The 25991-nt window shown below is 60.2% G+C and carries 22 protein-coding genes and 1 pseudogene; 10 read left to right on the top strand and 13 right to left on the bottom strand.

Going from position 1 to position 25991, the window contains the following annotated elements; all coding sequences use genetic code 11:
* Positions 1-17 precede the first annotated feature (17 nt).
* Together BLO50_RS04445 and BLO50_RS04440 are read right to left on the bottom strand one after the other, a co-directional pair.
* Positions 18-926: a putative 2-dehydropantoate 2-reductase gene (locus BLO50_RS04445; protein WP_090249081.1), complete on the bottom strand. Its 909-nt coding sequence runs from the start codon at positions 924-926 to the stop codon at positions 18-20.
* Positions 927-1036: 110 nt separating this feature from the next.
* Positions 1037-1913, bottom strand: a pseudogene (locus BLO50_RS04440) (GGDEF domain-containing response regulator); the annotation flags it as partial.
* Positions 1914-2055: 142 nt separating this feature from the next.
* On the opposite strand from BLO50_RS04440, the gene BLO50_RS04435 reads away from it, so the two are divergent.
* Positions 2056-2535: a YajQ family cyclic di-GMP-binding protein gene (locus BLO50_RS04435; protein WP_090249077.1), complete on the top strand. Its 480-nt coding sequence runs from the start codon at positions 2056-2058 to the stop codon at positions 2533-2535.
* 112 nt (positions 2536-2647) lie between these two features.
* A complete protein-coding gene (locus BLO50_RS04430) occupies positions 2648-3481 on the top strand; it encodes a mechanosensitive ion channel family protein (RefSeq protein ID WP_090249075.1) in 834 nt (277 codons plus the stop codon).
* Positions 3482-3493: 12 nt separating this feature from the next.
* On the opposite strand, the gene BLO50_RS04425 is transcribed toward BLO50_RS04430, so the two are convergent.
* Genes BLO50_RS04425 through BLO50_RS04415 form a run of 3 tightly spaced genes read right to left on the bottom strand, consistent with a single transcriptional unit; the run spans position 3494 to position 6251 of the window.
* Positions 3494-4219 (bottom strand): lipopolysaccharide kinase InaA family protein, encoded by a 726-nt coding sequence (locus BLO50_RS04425; RefSeq protein ID WP_090249073.1) that lies wholly within the window; start codon positions 4217-4219, stop codon positions 3494-3496.
* 51 nt (positions 4220-4270) lie between these two features.
* Positions 4271-5818 carry an AmpG family muropeptide MFS transporter gene (locus tag BLO50_RS04420; protein ID WP_090249072.1) on the bottom strand — a complete coding sequence of 516 codons (1548 nt, stop codon included), beginning with the start codon at positions 5816-5818 and terminating at the stop codon, positions 4271-4273.
* Between the two features lie 43 nt (positions 5819-5861).
* The gene (locus BLO50_RS04415; protein ID WP_090249070.1) at positions 5862-6251 is read right to left on the bottom strand and encodes an MGMT family protein; all 390 of its coding nucleotides are present in this window, start codon (positions 6249-6251) and stop codon (positions 5862-5864) included.
* Position 6252: 1 nt separating this feature from the next.
* On the opposite strand from BLO50_RS04415, the gene BLO50_RS04410 reads away from it, so the two are divergent.
* Together BLO50_RS04410 and BLO50_RS04405 are read left to right on the top strand one after the other, a co-directional pair.
* Positions 6253-7251 (top strand): DUF481 domain-containing protein, encoded by a 999-nt coding sequence (locus BLO50_RS04410; protein ID WP_090249068.1) that lies wholly within the window; start codon positions 6253-6255, stop codon positions 7249-7251.
* 110 nt (positions 7252-7361) lie between these two features.
* Positions 7362-8366 carry a DUF481 domain-containing protein gene (locus BLO50_RS04405; protein ID WP_090249066.1) on the top strand — a complete coding sequence of 335 codons (1005 nt, stop codon included), beginning with the start codon at positions 7362-7364 and terminating at the stop codon, positions 8364-8366.
* Between the two features lie 212 nt (positions 8367-8578).
* Here BLO50_RS04405 and BLO50_RS04400 read toward each other — a convergent pair whose 3' ends face one another.
* On the bottom strand, positions 8579-9337 hold the full coding sequence (locus BLO50_RS04400; protein WP_090249064.1) for an SDR family oxidoreductase: 759 nt from the start codon (positions 9335-9337) through the stop codon (positions 8579-8581).
* Positions 9338-9430: 93 nt separating this feature from the next.
* Between BLO50_RS04400 and BLO50_RS04395 the strand changes: the two genes are divergently transcribed.
* The 5 genes from BLO50_RS04395 to BLO50_RS04375 all read left to right on the top strand — a co-directional run bounded on the left by BLO50_RS04395 (position 9431) and on the right by BLO50_RS04375 (position 13713).
* Entirely contained in the window at positions 9431-10162 is a 732-nt protein-coding gene (locus BLO50_RS04395; RefSeq protein ID WP_090249062.1) for a HugZ family pyridoxamine 5'-phosphate oxidase, read from the top strand.
* A gap of 63 nt (positions 10163-10225) precedes the next feature.
* Positions 10226-10675, top strand: coding sequence for an FxsA family protein (locus BLO50_RS04390; protein ID WP_090249060.1), 450 nt, complete (start codon positions 10226-10228; stop codon positions 10673-10675).
* Between the two features lie 221 nt (positions 10676-10896).
* Positions 10897-11190: a co-chaperone GroES gene (locus BLO50_RS04385; RefSeq protein ID WP_090249058.1), complete on the top strand. Its 294-nt coding sequence runs from the start codon at positions 10897-10899 to the stop codon at positions 11188-11190.
* Positions 11191-11249: 59 nt separating this feature from the next.
* Positions 11250-12893: a chaperonin GroEL gene (gene groL, locus BLO50_RS04380; RefSeq protein ID WP_090249056.1), complete on the top strand. Its 1644-nt coding sequence runs from the start codon at positions 11250-11252 to the stop codon at positions 12891-12893.
* 595 nt (positions 12894-13488) lie between these two features.
* Positions 13489-13713, top strand: a complete 225-nt coding sequence (locus tag BLO50_RS04375; protein ID WP_090249054.1) for a hypothetical protein — start codon at positions 13489-13491, stop codon at positions 13711-13713.
* Between the two features lie 74 nt (positions 13714-13787).
* Here the strand turns inward: BLO50_RS04375 and BLO50_RS04370 are convergent, their stop codons facing one another.
* From BLO50_RS04370 to BLO50_RS04340, 7 genes are all read right to left on the bottom strand, one after another.
* Positions 13788-16835 (bottom strand): multidrug efflux RND transporter permease subunit, encoded by a 3048-nt coding sequence (locus BLO50_RS04370; RefSeq protein WP_090249052.1) that lies wholly within the window; start codon positions 16833-16835, stop codon positions 13788-13790.
* A gap of 27 nt (positions 16836-16862) precedes the next feature.
* A complete protein-coding gene (locus BLO50_RS04365) occupies positions 16863-17999 on the bottom strand; it encodes an efflux RND transporter periplasmic adaptor subunit (protein ID WP_090249050.1) in 1137 nt (378 codons plus the stop codon).
* 189 nt (positions 18000-18188) lie between these two features.
* Positions 18189-19814: a methyl-accepting chemotaxis protein gene (locus BLO50_RS04360; protein ID WP_090249048.1), complete on the bottom strand. Its 1626-nt coding sequence runs from the start codon at positions 19812-19814 to the stop codon at positions 18189-18191.
* A 190-nt stretch (positions 19815-20004) separates the two neighbouring features.
* Positions 20005-21114 (bottom strand): DUF1513 domain-containing protein, encoded by a 1110-nt coding sequence (locus tag BLO50_RS04355; RefSeq protein WP_169852829.1) that lies wholly within the window; start codon positions 21112-21114, stop codon positions 20005-20007.
* 9 nt (positions 21115-21123) lie between these two features.
* Complete coding sequence (locus tag BLO50_RS04350) at positions 21124-22185, bottom strand: imelysin family protein (RefSeq protein ID WP_090249044.1); 1062 nt, start codon at positions 22183-22185, stop codon at positions 21124-21126.
* Positions 22186-22196: 11 nt separating this feature from the next.
* Positions 22197-23612, bottom strand: a complete 1416-nt coding sequence (locus BLO50_RS04345) for a di-heme oxidoreductase family protein (RefSeq protein ID WP_090249042.1) — start codon at positions 23610-23612, stop codon at positions 22197-22199.
* A gap of 270 nt (positions 23613-23882) precedes the next feature.
* On the bottom strand, positions 23883-25217 hold the full coding sequence (locus BLO50_RS04340) for an imelysin family protein (RefSeq protein ID WP_090249040.1): 1335 nt from the start codon (positions 25215-25217) through the stop codon (positions 23883-23885).
* 200 nt (positions 25218-25417) lie between these two features.
* On the opposite strand from BLO50_RS04340, the gene BLO50_RS04335 reads away from it, so the two are divergent.
* A complete protein-coding gene (locus BLO50_RS04335) occupies positions 25418-25990 on the top strand; it encodes a LemA family protein (RefSeq protein WP_090249038.1) in 573 nt (190 codons plus the stop codon).
* Position 25991 lies beyond the last annotated feature (1 nt).

Below are 25991 nucleotides of genomic sequence, written 5' to 3'. Positions count from 1 at the left end.
GCAGGTTAACGCGGGCCTCAGTGGCTGGGCAATCCGCGTGCATCGAGGTGGGCCAGCAGTTGGCTGTGCAGCGCCTGTAGATGTGGCAGCACCAGTTGATGACGTTGCGCGGCGTTGCAGGCATAGCCCAGCAGGTAGGCGATTTCCGTGCGGCGGCCCTGGCTGACATCCTGGTGCATGGAGGAGTAGTTGGCGGCGGTGGCCTGGATCACCCGTTGCACTTCGTCGTGCAGGTCTTCGGCGGCCGCGCTTTGGCCGCAGCGGTGCAGCAACTCGCTCAGCTCGCTGCACAGGCAGGCAACTTGCGCCGGGTGTTCACGCAGCCCGCCATTGCGGCAGTCGTGCAGCACGGTCAACGGGTTGATCGCGCAGTTCAGCGCCAGCTTGCGCCACAGTCGGCTGAGGATATCCAGGCTCCAGTCGTGAACAATTCCGGCTTGCTGCAAGTCTTCCAGCCAGTCAGGCGGCTGCAGATCCAGCGGGTCGCCGAGCCAGGTATGGCCGTGGCCGGCAAATACCACCTGAAAATCCGCCTGGCGAAACGCGCCTTCGGTGCTGGAGGCAAAGATGCAGCGCGCCTGGGGCGCTGCACGGGCGACTTCTTCCTGACTGCCCAGACCATTTTGCAGCAGGAGGATTTCGGCCCCAGGGACCAGGCGTGGCGCCAGTTGGCTTATGGCTGCGGCGGCGTCATAGGCCTTGCAGCTCAGCAACAGGCGTTGGATCGGCTGGGGATGATCCGTTGTCTGGGCGGGGATGGCGTAGTGCTGTGGCTGGCCCTGCTCAATCAGCGTCAGCCCTCCGGTCTGTTGATAGCTATGCAGGCGCGCCGAGTCACGCAGGATCAGTTCTACTGGCAGGCCGGCTCGCGCCAGACGTGTCGCCCATAGGGTGCCGAGGCTCCCCGCACCGAGGATATGCCACATGCTGAACGTGGCTTATTGCGGTAACGACAAGCGCAGGGCAGTGACCAGCCCCGTGCTGTGTGATTCGGGCAGGATTCTGGTCGCGTTATCGATGATCTGTTCTGGGGTGATGGGGAGGCCTTTGGCATCCAGACCCACCAGGCTGATACCCGCTTTGAGGCTGATAAACCCTTCGCTGGTCTTGAAGGCTTTGAGGTTGATGCCTTCATGCAGGCGCTTGAAGCTGCTGGGCGAGCATTCGTGCAGGTCGGTCAGCAAGGTAATCAGGCCGAAGTGGCTTTCATCCAAGCGCACCAGCACATCCAGTGGCCGTACCAGCTGCTGCAGGCGGCGCGCCACGCCGGTGAGCAGTTCGTTGTAGAAGGTGTCGCCATAGCGCTGGTGCAGCTCGTGCATGTCTTGCAGACCAATCAGCAGGTAACACAGCGCACCGCCACGCGATTCCACCTGGCGCAGGCTGTCGAGCATCTTCTGGTGCAGGTAGCGGCTATTGCCCAGCCCGGTGAGCGGGTCGATCAGGTTACGTTGTTCCAGGCTGGCAATGTTTTCGGTCAGTAAGCGGTTTTCCTGCAACAGGCGTTGCAGGGTGTTGCACAGGCGATCGGCCGCATAGACGCGTGGCACCAGTTGCTCGTTCATCGCGGCCTTACTGATGAAGTCATCGACACCGCTGTCGAAGGCTTCGCCCAATACGTTTTCGCCTTCCTTGCCGGTGAGCAGGATGACGTAGGTGTAGTGATGGGTCATTTCATCAAACTGGCGGACCTGCACTGTCAGCTCTAAGCCATTCATCTCGGGCATCAACCAATCGGCGAGCAAGACGCTTGCGGGGCGCTGTTCGAGCAAGCGAATCGCTTCGGCGGCACTGTTGGCAAAACGAAGGTCCTGATAACCCGCCTGGCTAAGCGCGCGCCCAATCATGGCGCTGGAGAACTTGGCGTCATCGACGACCAAAATGCTCAGGTGGGGGTTCGGCATGGGCAGGCTCGCTAGGGGGAAATCGCGTGGGCCCGATACTTCGCCGGGCAGTGTGTGTTGCTACCGCTATATAATGGCCGGGTTTTTTCACCGTCAAGCCAGGCGTGTCCCGTTCGTGATGCAGGGCGCGCCGTCTATCTGGAGTAAGCCCATGCCCTCGTTCGACGTGGTGTCCGAGTTGGACAAACATGAAGTTACCAACGCCATCGACAGCGCCATCAAAGAGCTGGATCGTCGTTATGACCTGCGCGGTAAAGGTAGCTTTGAGCTGAAAGAGCTGACTGTCAACCTGACAGCCGATGCGGATTTTCAGTTGGAGCAGATGGTTGAGATTCTCAAGCTCTGCCTGGTCAAACGCAAGATCGACGTACAGTGCCTGGAGTTCAAGGACGCCTACCCGTCCGGCAAGAGCGTCAAGCAGGAGGTGATCCTGCGTGAAGGGATCGAGAAGGATCTGGCGAAGAAGATCGTCGCGCACATCAAGGACATAAAACTCAAGGTGCAGGCCGCCATTCAAGGCGAGCAAGTGCGTATCACCGGCAAGAAGCGCGATGACCTGCAGGAAGCGATTGCCGCCTTGCGTGCCAAGGACTTCGGTATGCCATTGCAGTTCAATAACTTCCGCGATTAATGCATGCACAATGAACCTTGCCGCCGCTAAAGCGTCGCAACGGTGTTGGTGCAGTAAAAACGCCACGGCTTGCCGTGGCGTTTTATTTTCAAAGGCTTACAAGGATTAACAAATGGATATGAACATCGAACAACTGGTGAAAGTGTCAGAGGCCTGGTTGCCTGTGGTGCTGGAATACAGCGGCAAGTTGACTCTGGCGTTGATCACCATGCTGATCGGCTGGTGGCTGATCAGCAAACTCATCAACAGCGTGGGTCGTTTGCTCAACCTTCGTCAGGTTGATCGGGCCTTGAGCAGTTTTATCTGCAGCCTGGTCGGCATCGTATTGAAGGTCTTGCTGCTGGTCAGCGTGGCGTCGATGGTGGGTGTGGAAACCACCTCCTTTATTGCGGTTATCGGTGCCGCCGGTCTGGCCATTGGCCTGGCCTTGCAAGGCAGCCTGGCGAACTTCGCGGGCGGTGTGCTGATCATGTTTTTCCGTCCATTCCGCGCCGGTGACTGGATTGAGGCCCAAGGCGTTTCGGGCAGTGTCGACAGCATTCAGATCTTCCACACCACGCTGAAAACTGCGGATAACAAAGTGGTGATCGTGCCCAACGGCAGCCTGTCGAACGGCCATATCACCAACTATTCGCGCGAATCCACGCGGCGTGTGGATATCAACCTGGGTATCGATTACTCAAGTGATATCAAGCAGGCCCGTGAGGTGTTGCTGGACATCGCCAAGGACCCGCGTGTGCGCCAGGACCCAGCGCCTGTGGTGTTTGTTACCGGTTTGGGTGATAGCGCGATCAACCTGTCACTGCGCATCTGGGTGGCGACGCCGGATTTCTGGCCAGTCACTTTCGCCTTCACCGAGCAGGCCAAGGAGCGCCTAAGCGAGGCGGGCATTGGCATCCCATTCCCGCAGCGGGTGGTGCATCTGGTGCAGCAACCCACTACCTGAAGGAACGCCGAGTTAGCGACTGGTGGCGTTATAGAGCATTTTGAACGTGCGGCCCATCGCCAGTTGGTAGTGGTTGATCAGGCTTTGCCAGTCGGCCTGATCCCACGGCGAATGGCGCCGCAGTTGCAGCATGTCGTGCAAGGCGGCTTTTTTGCGGGTGAGGCGGCGGCGCGACTTCTCAAGATCGAGCAAGGCGATTTCGCACGATGGCGGCGTATCTGCAGCCTGGATACGCACAAAGATATGTTTTGCATACATGCAGCCATGTTGCTGGCGGGCTTTGTGCAAATTGGCCAGGCTTTGCGCGATTTGCTGCAGCAGTTGCTGGTGCAGGGAGGCGTCTAGCGCCTCGCGAGCACGATGCTCATACCATTCATCGAGAGGCTGAAAGCCTTCCAGGGCTTTGGTCACCAGCAAGGCACGCCAGCCTTCGCGGTTGCGCTCGGCGGCGCAGTAAACGATCTCGGGTACCGCGACACCAGCCTTGAGTGCTCTGAGCAGAGCGTCGCGTTCACGCAGTACCGTCGGCCGCCCCCAAGGGTGAAGCAGGCTGCGGTAGGTGTGCCCGGTTTGCTTTTTTGCGTAAAGCGACTGACCCAGCTGGGTGAGGCGTTGAACACCGCTATAACCACCGCGGCGCTCGTTAGGCTCTTCGACCCATTCACCCTGGGTTTGCCACCAGCTGTCAAAGCTGGGGTAGTGGGTGAGGTGGGTGGCGTTACTGAATGCTACGGTCATGGCCTGCCCTCTTGTTGTGAGCAGGGTAGAGCAAGAGTCTTGCCAGTAATGCTATTGGTGCTGTTCGGTGGCGTTAGTCACGCTTAAGTCGCTGGTTTGCAGCCGTTCCCGGCGCCATTGCAGGATGATCAGCAGCAGTGTCGGAATACCCAGCAAGGCAGTGACCAGGAAGAACTGGGCATAGCCGAACTTCTCCACCATTACGCCGGAATAACCACCGATCAGGCGCGGCAACAACAGCATGATTGAGCTGAGCAGGGCGTACTGGGTGGCGGAGAACTTCAGGTTGGTCAGGCTCGACAGGTAGGCGACGAACGCCGCTGTGGCTAGGCCGGCGCTGAAGTTGTCGGCGGAAATGGTCACGATCAGCATCTGCAGATCTGCGCCCATGCCGGTAAGCATCAGGAACAGCAGGTTGGTCGCTGCCGAGGCCGCGCCGCCAATAAACAGGATCGGCAGAATACCGAAGCGCACGATCAGCAGGCCGCCAAAGCCTGCACCAATGAGGGTCATGATCAAGCCGAAGAGCTTACTGACGCTGGCAATCTGGTCCTTGGTAAAGCCCTGGTCGATGTAGAACACGTTGGCCATCACACCCATTACGGTGTCGGACATGCGGTAGGTGGCAATCAACCCGAGCAGCAGGAACGCTTGCCAGCGGTAACGCAGGATAAAGTCGTTGACCGGTGTCAGCACCGGCGCCAGGCCACGGCGCCCCATGGACGACAGGCACAGGGCGCTGAGAATGGTGTAAAGCAGGGCGCGCAGGAAGGCGCGGTCTTCCAATAGCAGGTCAAGCATGCTGGCTTCGCCGTTGATCACGCTGGCGAAGTCGGTGTTGTAGAACTGGGTAAACATCGCCGGTACCGATACCAGTAACACAATCAGTACCAGTACCGAGGCGATCTGGTGGCTAAAGCCATAACGCGCAGCGGCCAGTTGCGTGCGCAGTGGCACATCCGGCTCGCGCATCCACAGGCTGGTCAGCAGGCCAGGCAACATCAGCAGGGCAAACAGCAGGTAGGTGCCGGCCCATGCACCGTGCTGATAGAGCAGTGCGGTGGAGCCAAAGCCTTCGGCGAAATACAGTGCGCCGGCGGTGGCCAGCAGGGCGGCGACGCGGTAGCCGGCCATATAGCTGGCGGCCAGCGCGGCCTGGCGGGTGTCGTCGACGATTTCCAGGCGGTAGGCATCAACGGCGATGTCCTGAGTGGCCGACGCAAAGGCCACCAGCACCGCGAGGGAAATCAGCCAGGTCAGGTGGGTCTGCGGATCGCACAGGGCCATGCCAGCGAGGCCGATGGCGATCAGGATCTGTGATAGCACCAACCAGGAGCGTCGGCGGCCCAGTTTGCCCAGCAGCGGCAGGCGCCACTGATCAAGCAGCGGAGACCAGACCCATTTGAAGGCATATGCCAGGCCGATCAGGCTGGCAAAACCAATGGTGTCGCGGGCCACGCCGGCTTCGCGCAGCCAGACAGACAGGGTGGAGAACACCAGCATATAAGGCAGGCCGGCGGCAAACCCTAGAAGCAGCAGCACCAAGGTGGAGGGGCTGGAGTAGGCAGCAATGGCATCACGCCAGCTTTTACGGGGCATTGAAGGGGTATCAGCCTGAGATTGACCTAATAAAGGGCGCACTCTACCCGCTGTGCTCCATTGGGCGCCAGCCATAGCGCGGCATATCCACCCGATCGTTATGGATTTGCACGCCTTCCTCACGTAAACGACTGCGTTGTTCTGTGCCGGAGAGGCTGCCAGCCGGCAAGCTGAGGCGGCCACCGGCAGCAATTACCCGGTGCCAGGGCAGGGTGCTGCGGTCCGGTAGCTGGCTGAGGGTGCGCCCGACCCAGCGCGCGGCGCGACCCAGGCCTGCGTATGAAGCCAGTTGCCCGTAACTCACCACGCAGCCGGGTGGAATCTGCGCCAGCACCGCATAAAGTGCCGTGCGACGCTCGAGCTGGCTTGCTGTTGGCTGGCCTGGCGCGGCATGCTTCGGCACCTGTTCTGGCTCGTTATCCGGCTTTCCCATCATGCTTATACGTACTCTGTTGTGCTTTCTGGTTCTTGCTCTGACCACACCTGTGTGGGCGGACACTGTGTGGTTGAACAATGGTGACCGTCTGAGCGGTGAGATAGTTCTGCTCGATGGCGGCAAACTGGCCCTGAAAACCAAGTACGCCGGCCAGGTGCTGATTGCCTGGAAGGATATCGACACCCTGCGCTCGGAGAAACCCTTGCTGATGCGCCGCCAGGGGCTCGATAGCGAGCACAGCAACCAGCTGGAAGCAGCCGGCAAGGGCATGGTGCGGGTGGTCAGCGACAACACGCAAACCGTGCCGCTTTCCAGCATCAAGCGTCTGATCCCACCGCGCCCGGTACTGCAGGACCGCTTCTGGGAGGGCAATCTGGACGCCAAACTCGATATGAAGCGCGACGACAACGACACCGACGAGTGGAAGCTCAAAAGCAATACGCGTGTGGAGCACGGCCGTTGGCGTCACGTGTTGGGCGGTGAGCTGGAGCGCAAGATTAAGAATGACGCGAAAACCGCTGACAACTGGCAGCTGGAGTACGACCTCGACCGCTTTATCACGGATCACTGGTTCTGGCGGGTGGGGGCAGAGCAGGACGAGGATGAGTTTGCCTTTTTTACTCGCCAGCGTTCGCTGGGCACCGGACCGGGTTATCGCTTCTGGGATAACGAGCTGGGCCGGCTGGATGTGATCGGCCAGTTCAATCGCCTGCAATTGGAGGCCAGTGATGCTGAGCGGTCGTTCAATACCTACTCGCTTGCCTTGGATTACAAGCGTCTGCTGTGGGGTACCCGTCTGGAGTTTTACAGCACAGCCGAGCTGCAATTGCCTGCGATAGAAGAGATTGACTACGTTCTCGACAGTGAAATAGGCCTGCGCTACCGGCTGACAGATTGGGCGCGCCTATCGCTGCTGTATGAGCTGGATCAGGCGCGTGCGCTCGGGCAAACCAGCAGTGAGCGCCGCTATCTGTTGGGTGTGGGGGTCGGCTGGTAGGTCACGCAATGATGAACTCGCGGTGATTCTGTCGGTCAGTGCTTGCTCTGGCGTCGTGCTTACGGATAATGCGCGACCTTCCGCGAACCCGAAGTAGACAAGTCATCCCTATGTTTTCCAGAACCCTGCTGTGCCTGGCCCTTTCTGTGGCTGCTACGTCCGCGTTGGCGGATACCGTCTGGCTGAAGAACGGCGACCGCCTGACCGGCAAGATCAAGTTTTACGACGGTGGCAAGCTGTTGCTGGCGACCGACTACGGCGGTGCGATTGCCCTCGACTGGAGCAAGATCGCCACCCTGGAAAGCGATCAGGAGCTGCTGATCAAGGAAAACGCCATCGCCGGTGAGCGCGCCAAGTCCCTGCAGCCGGCCGAGCCGGGTAAGGTGATCCTGGCCAATGGCGATGCGCCCAAGACCATCGAGCTGGCCAGCATCAAGCAGATCCTCAAGCCCAAGCCATTGGTTGAGGATTTGGTCTGGAAGGGCAATATCGATGCGGCGCTGGACTACAAGCGTGCCGAGCGCGACACCGACGACTATGACGTCAGCCTCAAGACCCAGGCTCGCCATGGCCTCTGGCGCCACAACGCGCAAGCCGACTACAACCGCGAGTTCCAGGACGACGTGGTCACCACCGATAACTGGAGCGCCGAATACGCCCTCGACCGCTTCCTGACCGAGAAGTGGTTCTGGCAGGGTCGCTTCGAGTACAAACGCGACATGGTCGAAGAGCTTGAGCGTCAGCGCACCGTGGGTACCGGTCCGGGTTACCAGTTCTGGGATAACGAGCTGGGCGCCTTCTCGGTGGCCGGCCTGCTTAACCGCACAGACTACGAGTACAGCAATGGCGAGAGCGACAACTTCTACGCCGCGAGCCTGAAGTGGGATTACAACCGCTACCTGGTCGGCAAGAGCGTCGAGCTGTTCAGTGATGGCGAGGTGGGCAAGCCACTGGCCAACGCCGCTGACTACACCCTGGATGCCGCCGTAGGCCTGCGTTACAAACTGACCGATTGGGCTTCGCTTAATATGAAGGCCGAGAAGGACTTGGTCAGCGGTGCAGAAGGCGAGCTGGACGAAACCCGTTATAGCCTAGGTTTTGGCGTGGGCTGGTAAGCCTCGGCTGTACACAAAAAAGCCCCGCAGATGCGGGGCTTTTTGTTCTAAACGTTCTAGATATCGCGAGCTAGAGTCAGCCTAGGCGCTACGTTAGTAACAGCCTCCGGCTGGTCAAAGCACTCGCGGGCGCGGAGTTTACGAGCTTTAAATGAGCAAGCCCGCGAGTGCTTTTAACGACGGATGGCCGACGCGCAGCAGATCGGTGCGGATTACAACCGCAGGCCGCCATCCAGCTCCAGGATACGACCGGTGTAGTAGTCGTTTTCCAGGATATAGGCCACCGAGTGAGCGATCTCGGCCGGTTTGCCCATGCGGCGCAGTGGGATGACCGAGGTCATGCGCTCCAGTGCTTCCGGTTTCATGCTGGCGACCATTTCGGTCTCGATAAAGCCCGGTGCTACGCCCGCGACACGGATGCCGTAACGCGCCAGCTCTTTGGCCCAGACCACGGTGTCGGCCGCTACACCGGCTTTGGCAGCCGAGTAGTTAGCCTGGCCGATGTTGCCGGCACGGGAGATGGAGGAGATGTTGATGATCGCGCCTTCGTTCTTCAGCTCAATCATTTTCGCCGCCACTTCACGGGTGCAGAGGAACACGCCGGTGAGGTTGACGTCGATCACCGACTGCCACTGCGCCAGGCTCAGTTTGGTGATTTCGCCGTCCTTGACCTTGATGGTCAGGCCGTCACGCAGGATGCCGGCGTTGTTGACCAGGCCATTGAGTGCGCCGAAGTCTTCAGCGATCTGTGCCACGGTCTGGGTCACTTGCTCTTCATTGGCAACGTTGCACAGGTAAGCGCGCGCTTCTACGCCCAGCGCCTTGCAAGCCGCCACGGCTTCGTCGAGTTTTTCCTGGTTCAGGTCGACCAGCGCCAGTTTGGCGCCTTTTTCTGCCAGGTACTCAGCCATCGCGCGGCCCAGGCCCTGACAGCCGCCGGTGATGACGATAACTTTATCTTTGAGTTGCATCGCGAGTCCCCTCAAATGGTGTTGTGTGACCTTGCCGGCGGTTAATCTAGGCGCCTCCCGTTCTGTGACGGAATCTATGCAAGGAGTCATAAGGTGAGCGTGAAAGCCGGCAAGCATGCCCGAGAATTGCTGCTCAAGGAATACCGGGGCGTGCTCAGCACCCATTCCAAAGCCATGCCGGGTTTCCCTTTCGGATCAGTGGTGCCCTATTGCCTGGATGCTGACGGTTATCCGCTGATGCTGATCAGTCGCATCGCCCAGCACACCCACAACCTCAAGCAGGATGGTAAATGCTCGCTGCTGGTGGGCGAGCGTGGGGCGGAAGATGTGCAGGCGGTCGGTCGTCTTACGCTGCTCGCCGAGGCGCGGCAATTAGATGACGAGGCGCAGATTGTTGCGGCTGCGCAGCGCTATTACCGCTATTTCCCGGAGTCGCGCGGCTACCATAAGGCCCACGATTTCGATTTTTGGCGGCTGGAGCCGGTGCGCTGGCGCTACATCGGCGGGTTTGGTGCGATTCACTGGCTGGATGAGGTGGCCCAGACCAACCCCTTTGCCGGCGACAGCGAAATCAGCATGGTTGAGCACATGAACAGCGACCATGCCAAGGCTATCGCTCATTATGTCGAGCTGGCAGGTTTACCCCAGCATGCGCCGGCTGAGCTGGTTGGGGTCGACAGTGAGGGCTTTCACCTGCGGATCGGTCAGGGCCTTTATTGGCTGGCCTTTCCAACATCCTGTAACAGTCCGCTGGAGGTGCGCCAGGCCTTGGTGGCACTGGCCCGCGCCGAAGTCTGGCCGACCGACGGTCAGGCTTCAGCTTGAATTCAGCTCAACACCCCATACTTCTGTCCCATAGGAAGCTGATCTTCCGTTAAGGATCCTTTGATGCGTGCGTTTCTGTTTCTGTTTCTGCTGTTCCCGTTCATTGAATTGGCCCTGCTGATTCAGGTGGGCAGTGCCATCGGTGTGTTACCGACCTTGTTGCTGGTGATTGGTACCGGCATCCTCGGCGCCATTCTGCTGCGCGTTGCAGGGGTGGCCACCGCGTGGCGTGCACGCGAGAAACTGGCCAGAGGTGAGTTACCCGAGCAGGAAATGCTCGAAGGCCTGCTGATCGCCGTCGGTGGTGGTCTGCTATTGCTGCCTGGCTTTATCAGCGACATTTTCGGCCTGCTGTGCCTAATTCCGTTCACCCGTCGCTTGCTGGTCAACAAGGTGCGTCTGCGCGCCGCCGAACAAGCCATGCGTCAGCGCGCCTTTTTTGACGACCAGGCCGCACGCTCCGGGCAGGTTCGTCCCAATGTGCTGGAAGGCGAATTTGAGCGCCGCGACTGATTTTCGGCTCATAAGAAAAGCCTGTAGATCGTAAAAATTTCACCCTCAGCCCTTGAAATCCTCTTGTGCGCCCTTATGTAGCGGTCACCGCAAGGTTTTCTGTCGTCAGACAGATTCAGACTTCAGCGCTGCGCCTGGCGTAGCGCTACCGGCCTCGCCGGACTTTGCTAACCCGCCGGTGATTGCACCGGCCGAAAAATCACTATTGGGAGAGATCGACAATGAAGCTTCGTCCTCTGCATGACCGCGTCGTAATCCGTCGCAGCGAAGAAGAAAAGAAAACCGCAGGCGGCATCGTGCTGCCAGGTTCCGCTGCCGAGAAAGCCAACAGCGGTGAAATCCTCGCTGTCGGTACTGGTCGCGTGCTGGACAACGGTGAAGTGCGTGCCCTGGCCGTTAAAGTCGGCGACAAAGTGGTGTTTGGCCCTTACTCCGGCAGCAACACCATCAAAGTTGACGGCGAAGACCTGCTGGTAATGAGCGAGAGCGAAATTCTCGCTGTCGTTGAAGGTTGATTTCAGCGCTCCGTCGCTACGAATTCCGCTCTATTTGAACGAATCAAGGAATAACCATCATGGCTGCTAAAGAAGTTAAATTCGGCGATTCCGCCCGCAAGAAAATGCTCGTCGGCGTTAATGTTCTGGCTGACGCAGTAAAAGCCACCCTCGGCCCGAAAGGCCGTAACGTGATCATCGAGAAGAGCTACGGCGCTCCGACCATCACCAAGGACGGCGTTTCCGTTGCCAAAGAAATCGAGCTGAAAGATCGCTTCGAAAACATGGGCGCGCAACTGGTTAAAGACGTTGCTTCCCGTGCCAACGATGACGCAGGCGACGGCACCACTACCGCCACCGTTCTGGCTCAAGCCATCGTCAACGAAGGCCTGAAAGCCGTCGCTGCGGGCATGAACCCGATGGATCTGAAGCGCGGCATCGACAAGGCAACCATCGCCATCGTTGCTGAGCTGAAGAAGCTGTCCAAGCCTTGCGCTGACACCAAAGCCATCGCTCAGGTAGGTTCGATCTCCGCCAACTCCGACACCTCCATCGGCGAAATCATTGCTGAAGCCATGGAAAAAGTCGGTAAAGAAGGCGTGATCACCGTTGAAGAAGGCTCGGGCCTGGAAAACGAACTGTCGGTTGTTGAAGGCATGCAGTTCGACCGTGGTTACCTGTCCCCGTACTTCATCAACAAGCCAGACACCATGGTCGCCGAGCTTGACGGCCCGCTGATCCTGCTGGTTGACAAGAAAGTTTCGAACATCCGTGAGCTGCTGCCAGTTCTGGAAGCTGTGGCCAAGTCCGGCCGTCCGCTGCTGATCGTAGCTGAAGACGTTGAAGGCGAAGCCCTGGCGACTCTGGTTGTGAACAACATGCGCGGTATCGTTAAAGTTGCTGCCGTTAAGGCACCAGGCTTTGGCGATCGTCGTAAGGCCATGCTGCAGGACATCGCTGTGCTGACTGGCGGTACCGTAATCTCCGAAGAGATCGGTCTGAGCCTGGAAAGCGCCACCCTGGAGCACCTGGGTAACGCTAAGCGCGTGATCCTGAGCAAAGAAAACACCACCATCATCGACGGCGCTGGCGTTCAGACTGATATCGAGTCTCGCGTACTGCAGATCCGTAAGCAGATCGAAGACACCTCGTCCGACTACGACAAAGAGAAGCTGCAAGAGCGTCTGGCCAAACTGGCTGGCGGTGTTGCGGTGATCAAAGTCGGTGCCGGCACCGAAGTTGAAATGAAAGAGAAGAAAGCCCGCGTTGACGACGCCCTGCACGCGACCCGCGCAGCCGTTGAAGAAGGCGTGGTACCTGGCGGTGGCGTGGCTCTGGTTCGCGCTCTGCAGGCCATCAGCGAGCTGAAAGGCGACAACGCCGATCAGGACGTCGGTATCGCTCTGCTGCGTCGTGCTGTTGAAGCTCCGCTGCGTCAGATCGTTTCCAACGCCGGCGGCGAGCCGAGCGTAGTGGTCGACAAGGTCAAGCAGGGTTCGGGTAACTTCGGCTTCAACGCCGCGACCGACACCTACGGCGACATGATCGAGATGGGTATTCTCGATCCGGCCAAGGTCACCCGTTCGGCACTGCAAGCTGCAGCTTCGATCGGCAGCCTGATGATCACCACCGAAGCGATGATCGCCGAAGTGGTAGAAGACAAGCCGGCCGCTGGCGGTATGCCAGACATGGGCGGCATGGGTGGCATGGGCGGCATGATGTAAGCCAGCCCGGCTCCCGCAGGCCATCGCCAGATGGCCTGCATGCAGTAAAGAAAACCCCGTGCCTGTCACGGGGTTTTCATTTTTCTCGGCTATAACAGTCCCTCGCAGCAAAGCGGTACGCCAATTGCTTTGTGTGATGCGCGCTCCCGGACTGGAGCCTGTCAATCTGCGCTGTGCTGCTGCTACGCATGGTCGCTCCGTGTTTTGACCTCACCTGGATGTGCTCTACCACGCCGTTTTCAATGGATGGTTGGTGATTGTGCCGGTTACGGTTTTGCCTGCGATTGTTTTAAAACCACAGGTTCTATTGCGCACCACGCTGATGCAATTGGGCAATTAAGTGACTGTGAGGGTGTTACCGCCAGGTGCGGTGATGCGATCCCCATCCTTGGTTTGCTCAACGATTGAACCAACGGTGCGAATCTGGCTCGAAGCCTGGCCTGCTGAATGGCTGCGTGTGGATCAGGATGATCAGAATGGCATTGCCGGCAGCGTCCGGCAGTAACGACCACTTGTCGCCCGATACGGCGCGATGGTTAACAGTGATCTAGGGTCTACAAACAGCGTTTGGCAGCGCTATCAAGAGGTTGCAGTGATGAAGCTAGAAATCGCACGAGGTTTGTTCCTGGTGACCGCGCTCAGCGTGGCCTCGCTCGCGGCGGCGGCTTGGCAGGAAGCCAGCCCCCAGGTCATCACCCTCAACGAGCGCGGCTACTGCCCGTTGCCGCCCCAGGCGCGAACGGCCGAGGTGCTAAAACCGGACCAGGACCTGCTGCTGTTTATGTTCAGCCTGTCTCAGGGTGGCCGTTCACAAGGTTGAGCCTGCTGACCTGAAAATTCGATAGACAGAGAAAAGCCCTGCATTGCAGGGCTTTTCTCTGTCCGGTCCTTGGATCAGTGGGCGGTTGCCGTTTTGGCCGGTGCATCGGGCTGCGCCAGCAGGCTGTACACGCAGGGCAGCACAAACAGGGTGAACAACGTGCCAATCGACATGCCGGTGGCGATCACCAGGCCGATGTCGAAGCGGCTGACTGCACCAGCACCGGTTGCCAGGATCAGCGGCACCATGCCGAAGACCATCGCCGCAGTGGTCATCAGCACCGGACGCAGGCGAATCGCTGCGGCCTCTTCGACCGCCTCACGTCGCGACAAGCCCTTCTCACGGCGTAGCTGGTTGGCGAACTCGACGATCAGGATGCCGTGCTTGGTGATCAGGCCGATCAGCGTGACCAGGCCCACCTGGGTGTAGATGTTCATACTCGACAGGCCCAGGAACAGCGGAATCAGCGCGCCACAGATCGAGAGCGGCACCGTGACCATGATCACCAGCGGGTCGCGGAAACTCTCGAATTGAGCCGCCAGCACCAGGAAGATCAGCGCGAGGGCCAGACCGAAGGTGATGTACAGCGCGTTGCCTTCCTGCACCAGTTGGCGCGACGCACCGGCGAAGTCGTAGGCATAACCGGCTGGGGCTTCCTCCAGCATGATCTGCGTTACCGTCTCGACGGCTTCACCCATGCTGACGATGGGTACGCCCTGGATGATCGCCGAGTTGAGCTGCTGGAACTGGTTGAGCTGGGTCGGCCGCGCACGGTCGCTGACCTTGACCAGTGTCGACAGGGCCAACATCGCGCCGCTTTCGCTCTTCACGTAGTAGCTGCCGAGCCACTCCGGATTGTCGCGGTAGGCGCGTTCGACCTGAGCAATCACCTTGTAGCTGCGGCCGTCGATGGTGAACCGGTTGATCTCGCCTTCACCGAGCAGGCTGGCCAGGGTCAGGCCGAGGTCTTCCATGGACACGCCCATCTGCGCAGCTTTTTCGCGGTCGATTTCCACCACCACTTCCGGCTTGTCGAAGGCCAGGTCGACGTCGAGGAAGGCGAACTTGCCGGACTCCACGGCGCGTTGCTTGACCCGCTCGGTCACTTGCAGCAGTGACTGGTAGTCGTTGGGTGTGTTGATCACGAACTGGAACGGTAACCCCTCACCCGTACCCGGCAAGGACGGCAGGTTGAAACCGAAGATCTGCAGGCCGGCGATCTGCGACAGGCGCCCTTGCACCTCCGGGAGAATCTCCATCTGGGTGCGTTCGCGCTCGTTCCACGGCGTCATCAGGAAGCCGCCAATACCCGACTGCACACCGTTGAAGCCGTTGATCTGGAACGAGGAGTAGTACTCCGGGAACTCCTTGAAGATGCTCACGAACTCGTCGGTGTACTTGTTCAAGTACTCCAGGTTGGTCGGTTGCGGTGCGTTGGCAATCATGAAAATGATGCCCTGATCTTCTTCCGGGGCCAGCTCGCTCTTGGTGAACTTGAGCAGTACCGGAATCAGGCACATGACGATTACCGCGAATACCAGCACCACCGGACGGGTATCCAGGGTGCCATGCAACGCCCGCTGGTAGCGTTTCTTGAGTGCGTCGAAAATCTGGTCGAGCTTGTGCGCCAGGCCCGACGGATTCTCCTCATGGCGCAGCAGCTTGGCGCACATCATCGGTGACAGGGTCAGGGCCACGATGCCGGAGATGATCACTGCGCCGGCCAGGGTCAGGGCAAACTCTTTAAATAGCGCGCCCGTAAGGCCCTCGAGGAAGCCGATAGGCGCGTATACCGCCGCCAGGGTGATGGTCATCGACACCACCGGCACGGCGATCTCGCGGGCGCCTTCAATGGCCGCATCGAACGGCGTTTTGCCTTCTTCGATATGCCGATGAATGTTCTCCACGACGACGATGGCGTCGTCCACCACCAGGCCGATGGCCAACACCATGGCCAGCAGGGTCAGCAAGTTGATCGAGTAGCCCATCAGCTGCATGAAGAACATCACGCCGATCATCGACAGCGGGATGGTGATCACGGGGATCAGTACCGAGCGGAACGCACCGAGGAACAGGAACACCACCACGATGACGATCAGCACCGCTTCGCCGAGGGTTTTCACCACTTCGTCGATGGAGGCCTGGATAAATAGCGTGGCGTCATAGGCGATGGAGACTTTCAGGTTGGGCGGCAGCTGCGCTTCGAGGTCCGGCATGACCTTGCGCACTTCCTTGATCACGTCCAGCGGGTTGGCCCCCGGCGTGCCCTTGATGGCGATGTACACCGATGGCGTACCGTCGAAGGAGCTGATCGCGTCGTAGCTTTCCGCGCCCATTTCCACCCGCGCCACATCGCGGATCAGCACGCGGCTGTCCCCAACAGTTTTCAGCGGGATGGCGGCAAAGGCCTCGGCCGATTTCAGGTCGGTTTCGGCGTTGATGCTGGTGACCACGTACTCGCCCTTCACTTCACCGGCTGCGGCGAGGAAGTTGTATTTGCGCACCGCGTCATTCACGTCGCCGGCGGTCACGCCGTAGGCGGCCATTTTCACCGGGTCGAGCCACAGGCGCATGGCAAAGACCTGGTTGCCGAGAATCTCAGCCTCTGCCATGCCAGGCAGCGTGGCCAGCTTGGGCTGGATGACTCGCGACAGGTAATCGGTGATCTGCGGGTTGCTCAGTTCCTGGCTGTAGAAGCTGATGTACATCAGCGCCGTGGAGTCCGCGGCTTCCTTGCTCAGCACCGGGTCTTCGGCGTCCTGCGGCAGCTGGTTCTTCACCTCGTTGGCTTTTGCCAGCAGTTCGGTGAACAAGCGGTCGCTGTTGGCACCGATGCGCGCATAGATCGAGATGATCGACACGTTCTGCCGGCTCACCGAGGTCATGTAGTCGATGCCGTCGGCGCTCGCCAGGCTCTGCTGCAGCGGCTGGGTGATATAGCCCTGGATGGTCTCGGCATTGGCACCGGGGTAAGCCGTGGTCACCGTGATCAGGGCGTTTTCCATCTGCGGGTACTGGCGGATGGTCAGTTTGCTGAATGCCTGGAAGCCAAGCAGGATGATCAACAGACTGACCACGGTCGCCAATACCGGGCGACGGATAAAGGGATCAGTAAAAGCCATAAATAAGTTCCTGTGTGCCGTGCTCGATTACTCGACGCTCGGCTTGGCCTCGACAAGGGCATTGGCGATGCTGACGTGGGCGCCGTTATCCAGCTTCAGCTGACCGGCAGACACCACCTGCTCACCGGCCTGCAGGCCTTTGAGAATCACCACCTGGCCTTCGCGGCGCTCGCCGGTCTCAACGAAGCGGCGTTCGACCACCAGTTCGGCCTGGCCTTTGTCGTCTTTGACCACCTGGCCGTCTTCCCCTTTCTTCTCGCCGATCACGTACACCGAGTTGCCGTAGAGGGTGTAGGTGATGGCCGTTTCCGGCACGACGATCAGGTTCTGCTCACCCGGTAGCAGCACTTCCAGGTTGGCGAACATCCCGGGCAGCAATTTATTGTCCGGGTTGATCAACATGGCGCGGACTTGCACGTTGCGCGTGGTGTCTTCGACCTTTGGGTTGATCGCGGCAATTTCGCCTTCGAACATCTCGCTCGGGTACGCCGCCACGCTGAAGCGCACAAGCTCGCCCACGGCCAGCTTAGGCACCGCCTGTTCGGGCAGGAAGAAGTCGACGTAGAGCTTGCTCAGGTCCTGCAGGGTGGCGATGGTGGTGCCGGAGGACAGGTAATCACCGACATCTACCTGGCGGATGCCGATGGTGCCGGCAAAGGGCGCGAGGATGCGTTTCTTCGCCAGTTGCGCTTGCAGCTGGGCGACGCTGGCATTGGCCTTCTGCAGGCTGGCGGACAGGCGGTCGAACTCGCTTTTCGAGATGCTCTGGCGATTGACCAGGCTGCGACCGCGCTCGTATTCCACGCGGGCCAAGCCAAGTTCGGCCTGGGCAGTGCCCAGGCTGGCCTGCTCGACATCGCTGTCCATCTGGATCAGGGGTTGTTGCAGGCTGACCTGCTCACCGGAGCGGAACAGCACTTGCTGCACCGTGCCACCGACTTCCACAGTCAGGTCAACGCCCTGAAAAGCCTTGAGCGTGCCGATAGCGGGCAGACGACCCTGCCACGGACGTTCTTCTGCTGTCGCGGCGTCGACACTGATGGCCGGTTGCGGTGCGGAGAACATCTGCACTTGTTGGTAGATGGAGAAGCCTTTGTAGGCGGCGAGGGCGAGTACCACGACGAGTACTGCGCCGAGCATAAAGAGCATACGGCGAAGCAACATATTCCGGATCCTTGGCGAGGCGGATAGAGGCCTGAGAATAGGCAAGACGGGCACATTAGACCTCGCGCAGAGGCCTGTCAAAGATTCGCATTTGCAAAACATTGTTGTGCAAAAGTTGCCTCAAGGTTCAAGGCGCTATTAAGCAAAATGCCAGCATCGGCTGGCATTTTGTTGTGCGCAGGTCGGGTGTCAGGCACTCAAACGCTGGGTGACTTCATTCAGTTGCCCGGAGAGGACGTGCAGGTTTTGCCCGGCGCTTTCGGTGCGTTGCACGTTTTCCTGGTTGGCAGTGGCAATTGCGGTGATCTCGGTCAGGTTGCGTGAAATGTCTTCGGCTACCGAGGTCTGTTCTTCGGCGGCAGTGGCGATTTGCCTGTTCATGTCGCGAATGGCTTCCACCGCACTGGTGATCAACTGCAGCGTGGCGCCGGCCTGGGTCACCTGGGTTACACCTTCCTCGCTGCGGCTCTGACCACTTTCAATGGCGCGCACGGCATTCACCGCCCCAGTCTGCACAGTGTCGATGATCTGGTGGATTTCTGCGGTCGACTCGGCGGTGCGCTGGGCCAGGGTGCGTACTTCATCCGCCACCACGGCAAAGCCGCGGCCCTGTTCGCCGGCACGCGCCGCTTCGATGGCGGCGTTAAGCGCGAGCAGGTTGGTCTGCTCAGCGATGCCGCGAATCACTTCCAGCACTTTGCCGATGCGCCCGCTGTCGGCTTCCAGGCGACGAATCACCTCCGAAGTGTTGCTGATCTCACCGCGAATGTCGGTGATGGTCTTGATCGTGGCCTGCATCACTGTTTCGCCCTGGCGTGCGGCGCTGTCAGCGGCATCGGCGGCGCCGGCGGCTTCGGCGGCATGACGCGCGACTTCCTGGGCCGTGGCGGACATTTCATGCATGGCGGTGGCGACCTGGTCGGTGCGCGAAAACTGTTCACGCGTGCCCTGGGCCATCAGCGTGGCGATGGAGTTGAGTTCGCCGCTGGCAATATCCAGGTCAGCCGTGCTGCGCTTCAAGCGGGTGAAGGTATCCGAGAGGAAGTCGCGCAGAATGTTCGCAGCAATGGCCAGCTTGCCCAGCTCATCCTGACGGCTCGCGTCGACATGCTGGCCGAAGTTACCGTGGCTGAGTTGGGCAATGTGCTCGATCAGCTCGCGAATTGGGTTTATCAGGTTACGGTTGACCAGCCATAGGCTGAACAGCGCGATCACCACGGTGGCTCCCAGCATCAGCAGGGTGCCAAAGGTGATGGTGCGGTCGGCCGAGGCATTGATCAGGCCGGCTTGCTCCAGGCTCTGCTTATGCAGCTCGCTGGACAGGGCTTCCATCTGTTGGGCGGTATTGCGGTCAATGCCTGACACCGCCTTGTCACCCACCGCAGCGTCGCCGCCGGCCGCGACAAAGGCATCACGTCCCTTGCGGTAGTTGGCGCCGAGTGTCTGGTGCTCGCTGCGCAGAGCATCGACTTTGCTCTTCAGTGCGCGATCAGTGTTAGCCAATTCACTCAGCTGGCCCAGTAAGTCCTGAACCTTGCGCTCCTGCGCTTCAAACTGGCTCCAGTATTTGTCCAGTTGCGCCTTGTCGCTGCCGCGCAGCAGGACGTTTTTCCATTCCTGTACCTGGGTCTTGAAGTTCAGGTTGGTCGAGTCAATCAGGGATGACGCTTCAAGTGGGCCCTCAAGTAGACCGCGGTAGGCCTGCATGCCATTGGACAGAAAGCTGAAGCAGGCCAGTGCCGTGACCAGAATCAGCGCCAGACTGCCGCCAAGTAAGGCGAGAATCTGCGCGCGCAAGGATTTTTGCAGAAACATGGGTGATACCCCTGAGTGTGGAAGGCGGGATGCCAGTGACGCTGAGCGCGCCCAAACTGCGAAGATCCCTATCGACTGGTACCAGCTGGGCCGGATTGCCGGAAGTAGCAGCTAGTCAGGAGTATAGATCGGCTCTGCGGCAGCGTTCTTTAGCGTGCCGCAGGCGTATTACAGGTTTAGCTGTACGGTCTTAAACCAGGCGCAAGTGGTTGTCCCACAGGCCGGCCGGCAGGTGCAGTGGGGTGCTGCTGATTTGGGGATTGCGGCAGTCGTACAGGCGGCAGCGCCCGACGCCGCTGCTGACCACAAAGCCATTCGCCACGGCGCCAACACCGGCGCAATCAGCCAGCGGCGCGTCCAGGCGCAGCGCGGCGCTGTCAAGGTCCCAGATAAACACCCGGTTGCCGCGCGGGGCGGTCAATGCCAGCAGGCGTAGCTCGCTGTGAATCGCCACGCTGGCGGTGTACTGGCTCATCAGCTGACGTTGTGCGTCGTCCACGGGGAAATGCTGGAAGGGCTGGTCAGGGCGTTTGATCGCCAACAGCGGCACCGCATCGCTGAGTTCGCCCATGTATTGCTGGCCGGTGACCAGTGTGCCGTCGTTGGCCACGGCCATATGACGCACGCTGTTCATCCGTTCCGGCAGTTGCTCCTTGCTGACCAGGCTGCCGTCGCGGCGCAGCAGCACCAGGCTGGACTCCATGGCGTTGAGGTTCATTTCCACCCGGCTGTCAGCCTCGGTGCGGATACCGCCGTTGGCCACCGCCAAGGTTTCACCGTCGGGCATCCAGAGCAGCTGGTGCGGACCGATGCCATGAGTCGACAGTTCGCTTACACGTTGCAATTGCTCGCCTTGCAAGCGGTAAACGCCCAGTACACCGCGACCGGGATCGGAGGTGTCGTTCTCGGTGGCGTACAGCCATTCGCCATCCTTGTGGAAAACCGCGTGACCATAGAAGTGGCGCTGTTCGGGTGAGTGAACGGTTTGCAGCAGACGACCGTCACGGGTGTCGATCAGGTAGCTTTGCGTGCTTGGACGGCGACCGACAAACAGCGCCATCGGCAGAAACGGGTGGCCGATGACATCGTGGCAGCGCTCGTTCACCTGAGTGGCAAATACCTGGCTGCCATCCAGTCGGTAGCCGACCGCGAAGTGCTTACCGGCGCTGTCGTTACGTGCCGACAGCAATAGCGGCTGCGCGCCGCTGTGCATCAGCGTCCAGCCACCGTAAGTGCCGGCGGCCGCTGCCGTAGCGGCAACAGCAGCGATGCTCAGCCCTAGAAAGGCACGGCGATTGATCTGCATGACTCAGTCACCGTCGTGAGCGTTAAAGCCCAGCTGGATGCCCAGGGTCTTGGCCAGCTCGGATTCATGCAGACGATGCAGCACATTCAGGCTGTCATACAGGGCGTTGATCTCGGCGCGCCCGACTTCGTCGCTAAGCAGCTCGCCGAGCGGGCGCTGGGCGGCAGCCAGGCGCTGGCGGGTGTCGCTGTAGGCGGCGTTGATGCGTTGTTTCAGTGCGTCGTGATCACTGCCGAGCAGCGCCTGGATGCCATCCTGTTCGGCGCCCAGCCAGATGCGTTCGGCGCTGGCCAGGCTGGCAGCGAGGTTGGTCAAACTGGCGTTGCTGCGCCAGGCTTCAGCCTGATAAGGCTGCGGTTGGCCTTTGCTCTGGCGGCCGAGTGGCGTGCCGAGTTTCTTCTTTAGCCCGTCGATGGCGCTGACCTGGGTGCGCAGCAGTTCGGCCACCGCTTCCGGGGCTTCGGCGTAGCGCGCGTTGGGGAAGTCCTTGAGCAGCGCGGCCATACCGTCTTTGGCTTGCCACTGGCTTTGCACATCGGTGGCGAGGACTTGCTGGTGCTGACCGATGGCAACGATCAGCGGGCAGTAGCGGGCTTTCTGCTCTGCGACGTTCAGATCAATGGCCGGGTCGAACAGCAGGTATTCATAGGCGGTGAGGCCTTGCACCACGACGCTGGATTTATCCAGATCGGCTGGGGTCAGCTCGGGTTTGCTGTTAACCAACGCTTCAACCTGGCGCGCTACCAGGTTCTTCTTGTCCGGCCAGAACTGCACCTGCCAGGCACGGTTGCCTTCAGCCAGTGGGCCGAAGGCCACCGGTTGCACGGCTGCCCAGGCGCTTTGCGCGCTGGCAAAGGCCTGGCGGGCCTCGGCGAGATTCTGTTGGCCAGCGCAGAAGGCTTGGCCGCTGGCGGCCAACTGGCGGTCAGCTTCGCTCCAGGCGCTGTAGATCGGTAGCAATACGCCATCGGTGAGTGCGCGGCTGACCTGCTGCTGCGGATCGCTTGGGCTGCAGGCGGTAAGCGTGAGGCTGAGCAGGGCGAGCGTGAGGGGTGAGCGGATCATCTGCGGCTCCTTTACAACGAATTCAGAAAAGCCAACAGCGCGGCGCGCTCGTCGGCATTAAAAGTCATGACCTGCTGCTTGGCTGCCTCGGCCTCGCCGCCGTGCCAGAGAATGGCCTCCAGCAGGTTGCGTGCGCGGCCGTCATGCAGGAACTGGGTGTGGCCGTTGACTGTTTTAGTCAGGCCGATGCCCCAGAGTGGCGGGGTGCGCCATTCGCGGCCGCTGGCGAGAAACTCCGGGCGGTTGTCTGCCAAGCCTTCGCCCATGTCATGCAGCAGCAGGTCGCTGTAGGGGCGAATCAGCTGATTCGCCAGTTCGGGCTCGGCAGCATCGGCAGCGGTGGTGAATTGCGGGGTGTGACAGCCCTGGCAGCCGGCCTGGTAGAACAGGTTCTTGCCGGCCAGTACCTGCGGCGTATCGGCGCTGCGGCGTGCCGGCACGCCGAGGTTACGGGTGTAGAACAGCACGCTGGCGAGGATGTTATCGCTGACCTCTGGCTCGCCGCCATGGGGCGCGCTGCGGCAGTCGGTCTGCGCCATTGTGCAGTTGTCATGGGCCACCAGCGTGCTGGTAAGGCCCATGTCATTGGCAAAGGCTTCAGCATTCTGCTGATTGAGCGTGGGCTGGCCGGCCTTCCAGCCAAAACGACCGAGTACCGTGCGTTGTTGCTCGCGGTCCCAGACCTGGTTGGCGCGACCGGAGATGCCATCGCCATTGCTGTCTTCGGGGTCGGCATTGCTCAGGATGGCCGCTTCGGGAATGGCTTCGAGCAGGCCAAGGCCGATCATCGGCGGGGCGATACGCGCGGAAAACAGCGTGTCGGGATGCAGGGCGCCGTAACCGAGCTGGCTGATTTCCAGGTTGGGCTTGCGCAGCTCGACCTGCTCACCATCGACCAAGCTGACCCGCTGTGTGCTGTAGCTGACACGTACCTTGCCTTCTGGCGCGACGCCTGGATTAGCCATGTCCTGCAGTTGGCCGCCATAGGTGGGTTCGGCGAGCACGCCGAGGCGCTGGATAATCTCGGCATGTTCGCTGCCGGCAGGAATCGACAGGCGAACCAGCATTGACACTGAGCTGATCGCATCAGGCGCTGGCGGATGGCCGCGACCGTCCTTGATATGGCAGTTCTGGCAGGCGTTGGTATTGAACAGCGGGCCGAGACCATCGCGCGCGGTCGTAGTGGCCGGTGCGGTGACCCAGGGATTGCGGAAGAAACTGTTGCCGACACTGAAATCCAGGCGGCGTGACGGTGACAGGTTGGCGGATGGCAGGGAGAAGGCGTTCTGATCGGCCTTGCGCACGGTAGTGCTGCCCGCAGACAGGGCTTCGCCAGGCTCGGCTTGGGTGAACTGTGGGGTTTTATCGCAGGCGGCCAGGCTCAGGCCCAAGGCCAACAGCAGCGCAATGCGATGCGGCGCAAACATGAAAGGACATCCGCAGCAGAAAAACAGGCGGCCGATCTTAACAGTCTGATCAGTTTTAAATAAGACGGATTTGCATTATCGGTGGCGGTCAAAGGTCGCAGGGCATAAAAAATCGCCTGGAGCGATTTTTGACGTTGCGTAGCGACGGCCCCGAAGGGGTGGGCGCCAGGGATAGCAGTCCACAAAAAAGCCGCGATTCCGGTTAAGGCGTCGCGGCTTTCTCATCACTACAAACTAGGACTTCGCGAGTTGCAGCTAGTCCTTCATAGCTTAGAAGCTGTGGTCAGCGGTATCCGGATTGAGATCACTGATACCCAGCTTGCCAGCGGCCTGCTCGATTGCGCCAGTCTGTTTGACCAGCGCGGCGATGGCATCACGAACGATCTGCTGGCCTTCGGCGTTGTCGGCAGCGATCAGCTGATCGAAGTGCTTGCCGTTGTTGGCGCTGTCGACCAGAGCCTGCAGCTTGCCTTCGGTGGCTTCGAGGTCGGTTTTCAGGGTGCTGTCAGCGGCGGCGTCAATCTTGGCCACCAGCGACGACAGGCTTGGGCCGGTCAGGGTGGTGCCGTCGACTTTCTTGTATTCGCCCAGGTAGACGTTGCGAATACCTTTGCCGTTGTAGAAGTGCGAGTTGTGGGTGTTGTCGCTGAAGCAGTCGTGCTCGTCTTCGGTGGAGTTAGCTTCCAGCGCGACCTTCATGCGCTCGCCGGCCAGCTCGCCGAGGGACAGGCTGCCCATACCGAAAAGCATCTTGCGCAGGCCATTTTCAGCCGTGTCGGCTTCCAGCGTTGCGCGGTAGTTGTCGGTTTTGCCGGCTTGCCACTGCACAACCATGGCGTCGAGGTCGCTGACCAGCAGGTCGGCGGCGGCTTTGATAAAGGCGCGGCGACGCTCGTTGTTGCCGCCAGTGGCGCCTTCGCCCACGACGAAATCGCTGGCAGGACGCTCGCCGGCACCTGGGCCGCTGCCGTTCAGGTCTTGGCCCCACAGCAGGAATTCGATGGCGTGGTAGCCGGTGGCGACGTTAGCTTCGGAGCCGCCCAGCTCATTCAGGCTGGCCAACAGTTCCGGGGTGATGGTGGTGACATCGAGCTTGTCTTCACCGACCTGCAGTTCGGTGTTGGCGATGATGTTGGCGCTGGCGCCTGGGTTGCCCAGGGCGTGCTGGTAGTCCTTGGCGACGTAGTCGATCAGGCCTTCGTCCAGCGGCCAGGCGTTCAGCTGGCCTTCCCAATCGTCGACCACGGCGTTGCCGAAGCGGAACACTTCAGTCTGCATGTAAGGCACGCGGGCAGCCAGCCAGGCTTCGCGGGCAGCTTTCAGGGTGTCGTCACTCGGGTTGGCGAGCAGGGCATCGATGGCGCCTTGCAGGGTTTTGCCGGTGCTGGCGGCGTCGCTGAATACGGCCAGGGCCAGGTCGGCGTAGTGGCTGACCACTGCTTTGCTGGCGGCTCCATCGACTTGGCTGGTGGCGGCTGCCGGGGCGCTGGCGCTGCTGGCAGCAGGTGCGGCAGCTTGGGTGGCTGGCGCTTTGTCTTCACCGCAACCGGCGAGTGAGATGGCGATGGCGAGCAGGCTGGCAGAGGCCAGGGGCATACGGAGCATGGCGGAATCCTTTGCTGGTGAGAGTAAGCACCCACGCAAGCGGGTACAAAAACCGAAACATAATGCGAAAGATTTTCATTTTGCGCAAAGGGTCAATGCAGCTTTTTCACCGCGAGCTGTGGGCAAAGTCTGCGATCGGGCAATTCGATAGGGCTAAAATGCCAGCACAGCTGCCTTCAAGAACCATTCAGGAGTCCCGCATGAGCCTTACCAGTGTTGTCGTCATTGTGCTGTTGGTCCTGCTCGCGGCGTATGCCGTGATGCTCTACAACGCGCTGGTGCGTTTGAAGCATGGCGTCAGCAAGGCTTGGTCGAATATCGACGTAATGCTCAAGCAGCGCCACGAGGAATTGCCCAAGCTGGTGGAAACCTGCAAGCAGTACATGCAGCACGAACGCGGTACGTTGGAGGCGGTGATTGCCGCGCGCCAGGCGGTTTCCAGCGCACAAGCCAAAGGTGATATGAATGCCCTGGGCAAGGCCGAGACGGGCCTGCGCGCTGGTCTCGGTCAGCTGTTCGCCTTGGCGGAGAACTACCCGGAGCTGAAAGCCAATGAGAGCTTCCAGCATCTGCAGCAACGCATCAGTGGCCTGGAAAACGGTATTGCCGACCGCCGCGAGCTGTACAACGAGGCGGTTAACCTGAACAACGTACGCATCGAGCAGTTCCCCGACGTTATCGTCGCTCGCGCTTTCACTTTCAAGGAGGCCGCGCTGCTGGAGTTCAGTGAGGGCGAGAAATCCGATGTCGACCTCAAGTCGCTGTTTAGCTAAG

Source organism: Pseudomonas peli, assembly GCF_900099645.1.
Lineage (GTDB): Bacteria > Pseudomonadota > Gammaproteobacteria > Pseudomonadales > Pseudomonadaceae > Aquipseudomonas > Aquipseudomonas peli.
Note: the sequence above shows the minus strand (reverse complement) of the source record. Positions and strands in the feature narration are given on the sequence as shown.

What these genes read in the sequence shown, in the direction of transcription:
- BLO50_RS04445 (WP_090249081.1), bottom strand. Translation starts at nt 926, where the DNA reads ATGTGGCATATCCTCGGTGCGGGGAGCCTCGGCACCCTATGGGCGACA.
- BLO50_RS04435 (WP_090249077.1), top strand. Translation starts at nt 2,056, where the DNA reads ATGCCCTCGTTCGACGTGGTGTCCGAGTTGGACAAACATGAAGTTACC.
- BLO50_RS04430 (WP_090249075.1), top strand. Translation starts at nt 2,648, where the DNA reads ATGGATATGAACATCGAACAACTGGTGAAAGTGTCAGAGGCCTGGTTG.
- BLO50_RS04425 (WP_090249073.1), bottom strand. Translation starts at nt 4,219, where the DNA reads ATGACCGTAGCATTCAGTAACGCCACCCACCTCACCCACTACCCCAGC.
- BLO50_RS04420 (WP_090249072.1), bottom strand. Translation starts at nt 5,818, where the DNA reads ATGCCCCGTAAAAGCTGGCGTGATGCCATTGCTGCCTACTCCAGCCCC.
- BLO50_RS04415 (WP_090249070.1), bottom strand. Translation starts at nt 6,251, where the DNA reads ATGGGAAAGCCGGATAACGAGCCAGAACAGGTGCCGAAGCATGCCGCG.
- BLO50_RS04410 (WP_090249068.1), top strand. Translation starts at nt 6,253, where the DNA reads ATGCTTATACGTACTCTGTTGTGCTTTCTGGTTCTTGCTCTGACCACA.
- BLO50_RS04405 (WP_090249066.1), top strand. Translation starts at nt 7,362, where the DNA reads ATGTTTTCCAGAACCCTGCTGTGCCTGGCCCTTTCTGTGGCTGCTACG.
- BLO50_RS04400 (WP_090249064.1), bottom strand. Translation starts at nt 9,337, where the DNA reads ATGCAACTCAAAGATAAAGTTATCGTCATCACCGGCGGCTGTCAGGGC.
- BLO50_RS04390 (WP_090249060.1), top strand. Translation starts at nt 10,226, where the DNA reads ATGCGTGCGTTTCTGTTTCTGTTTCTGCTGTTCCCGTTCATTGAATTG.
- BLO50_RS04385 (WP_090249058.1), top strand. Translation starts at nt 10,897, where the DNA reads ATGAAGCTTCGTCCTCTGCATGACCGCGTCGTAATCCGTCGCAGCGAA.
- groL (WP_090249056.1), top strand. Translation starts at nt 11,250, where the DNA reads ATGGCTGCTAAAGAAGTTAAATTCGGCGATTCCGCCCGCAAGAAAATG.
- BLO50_RS04375 (WP_090249054.1), top strand. Translation starts at nt 13,489, where the DNA reads ATGAAGCTAGAAATCGCACGAGGTTTGTTCCTGGTGACCGCGCTCAGC.
- BLO50_RS04370 (WP_090249052.1), bottom strand. Translation starts at nt 16,835, where the DNA reads ATGGCTTTTACTGATCCCTTTATCCGTCGCCCGGTATTGGCGACCGTG.
- BLO50_RS04365 (WP_090249050.1), bottom strand. Translation starts at nt 17,999, where the DNA reads ATGTTGCTTCGCCGTATGCTCTTTATGCTCGGCGCAGTACTCGTCGTG.
- BLO50_RS04360 (WP_090249048.1), bottom strand. Translation starts at nt 19,814, where the DNA reads ATGTTTCTGCAAAAATCCTTGCGCGCGCAGATTCTCGCCTTACTTGGC.
- BLO50_RS04350 (WP_090249044.1), bottom strand. Translation starts at nt 22,185, where the DNA reads ATGATCCGCTCACCCCTCACGCTCGCCCTGCTCAGCCTCACGCTTACC.
- BLO50_RS04345 (WP_090249042.1), bottom strand. Translation starts at nt 23,612, where the DNA reads ATGTTTGCGCCGCATCGCATTGCGCTGCTGTTGGCCTTGGGCCTGAGC.
- BLO50_RS04340 (WP_090249040.1), bottom strand. Translation starts at nt 25,217, where the DNA reads ATGCTCCGTATGCCCCTGGCCTCTGCCAGCCTGCTCGCCATCGCCATC.
- BLO50_RS04335 (WP_090249038.1), top strand. Translation starts at nt 25,418, where the DNA reads ATGAGCCTTACCAGTGTTGTCGTCATTGTGCTGTTGGTCCTGCTCGCG.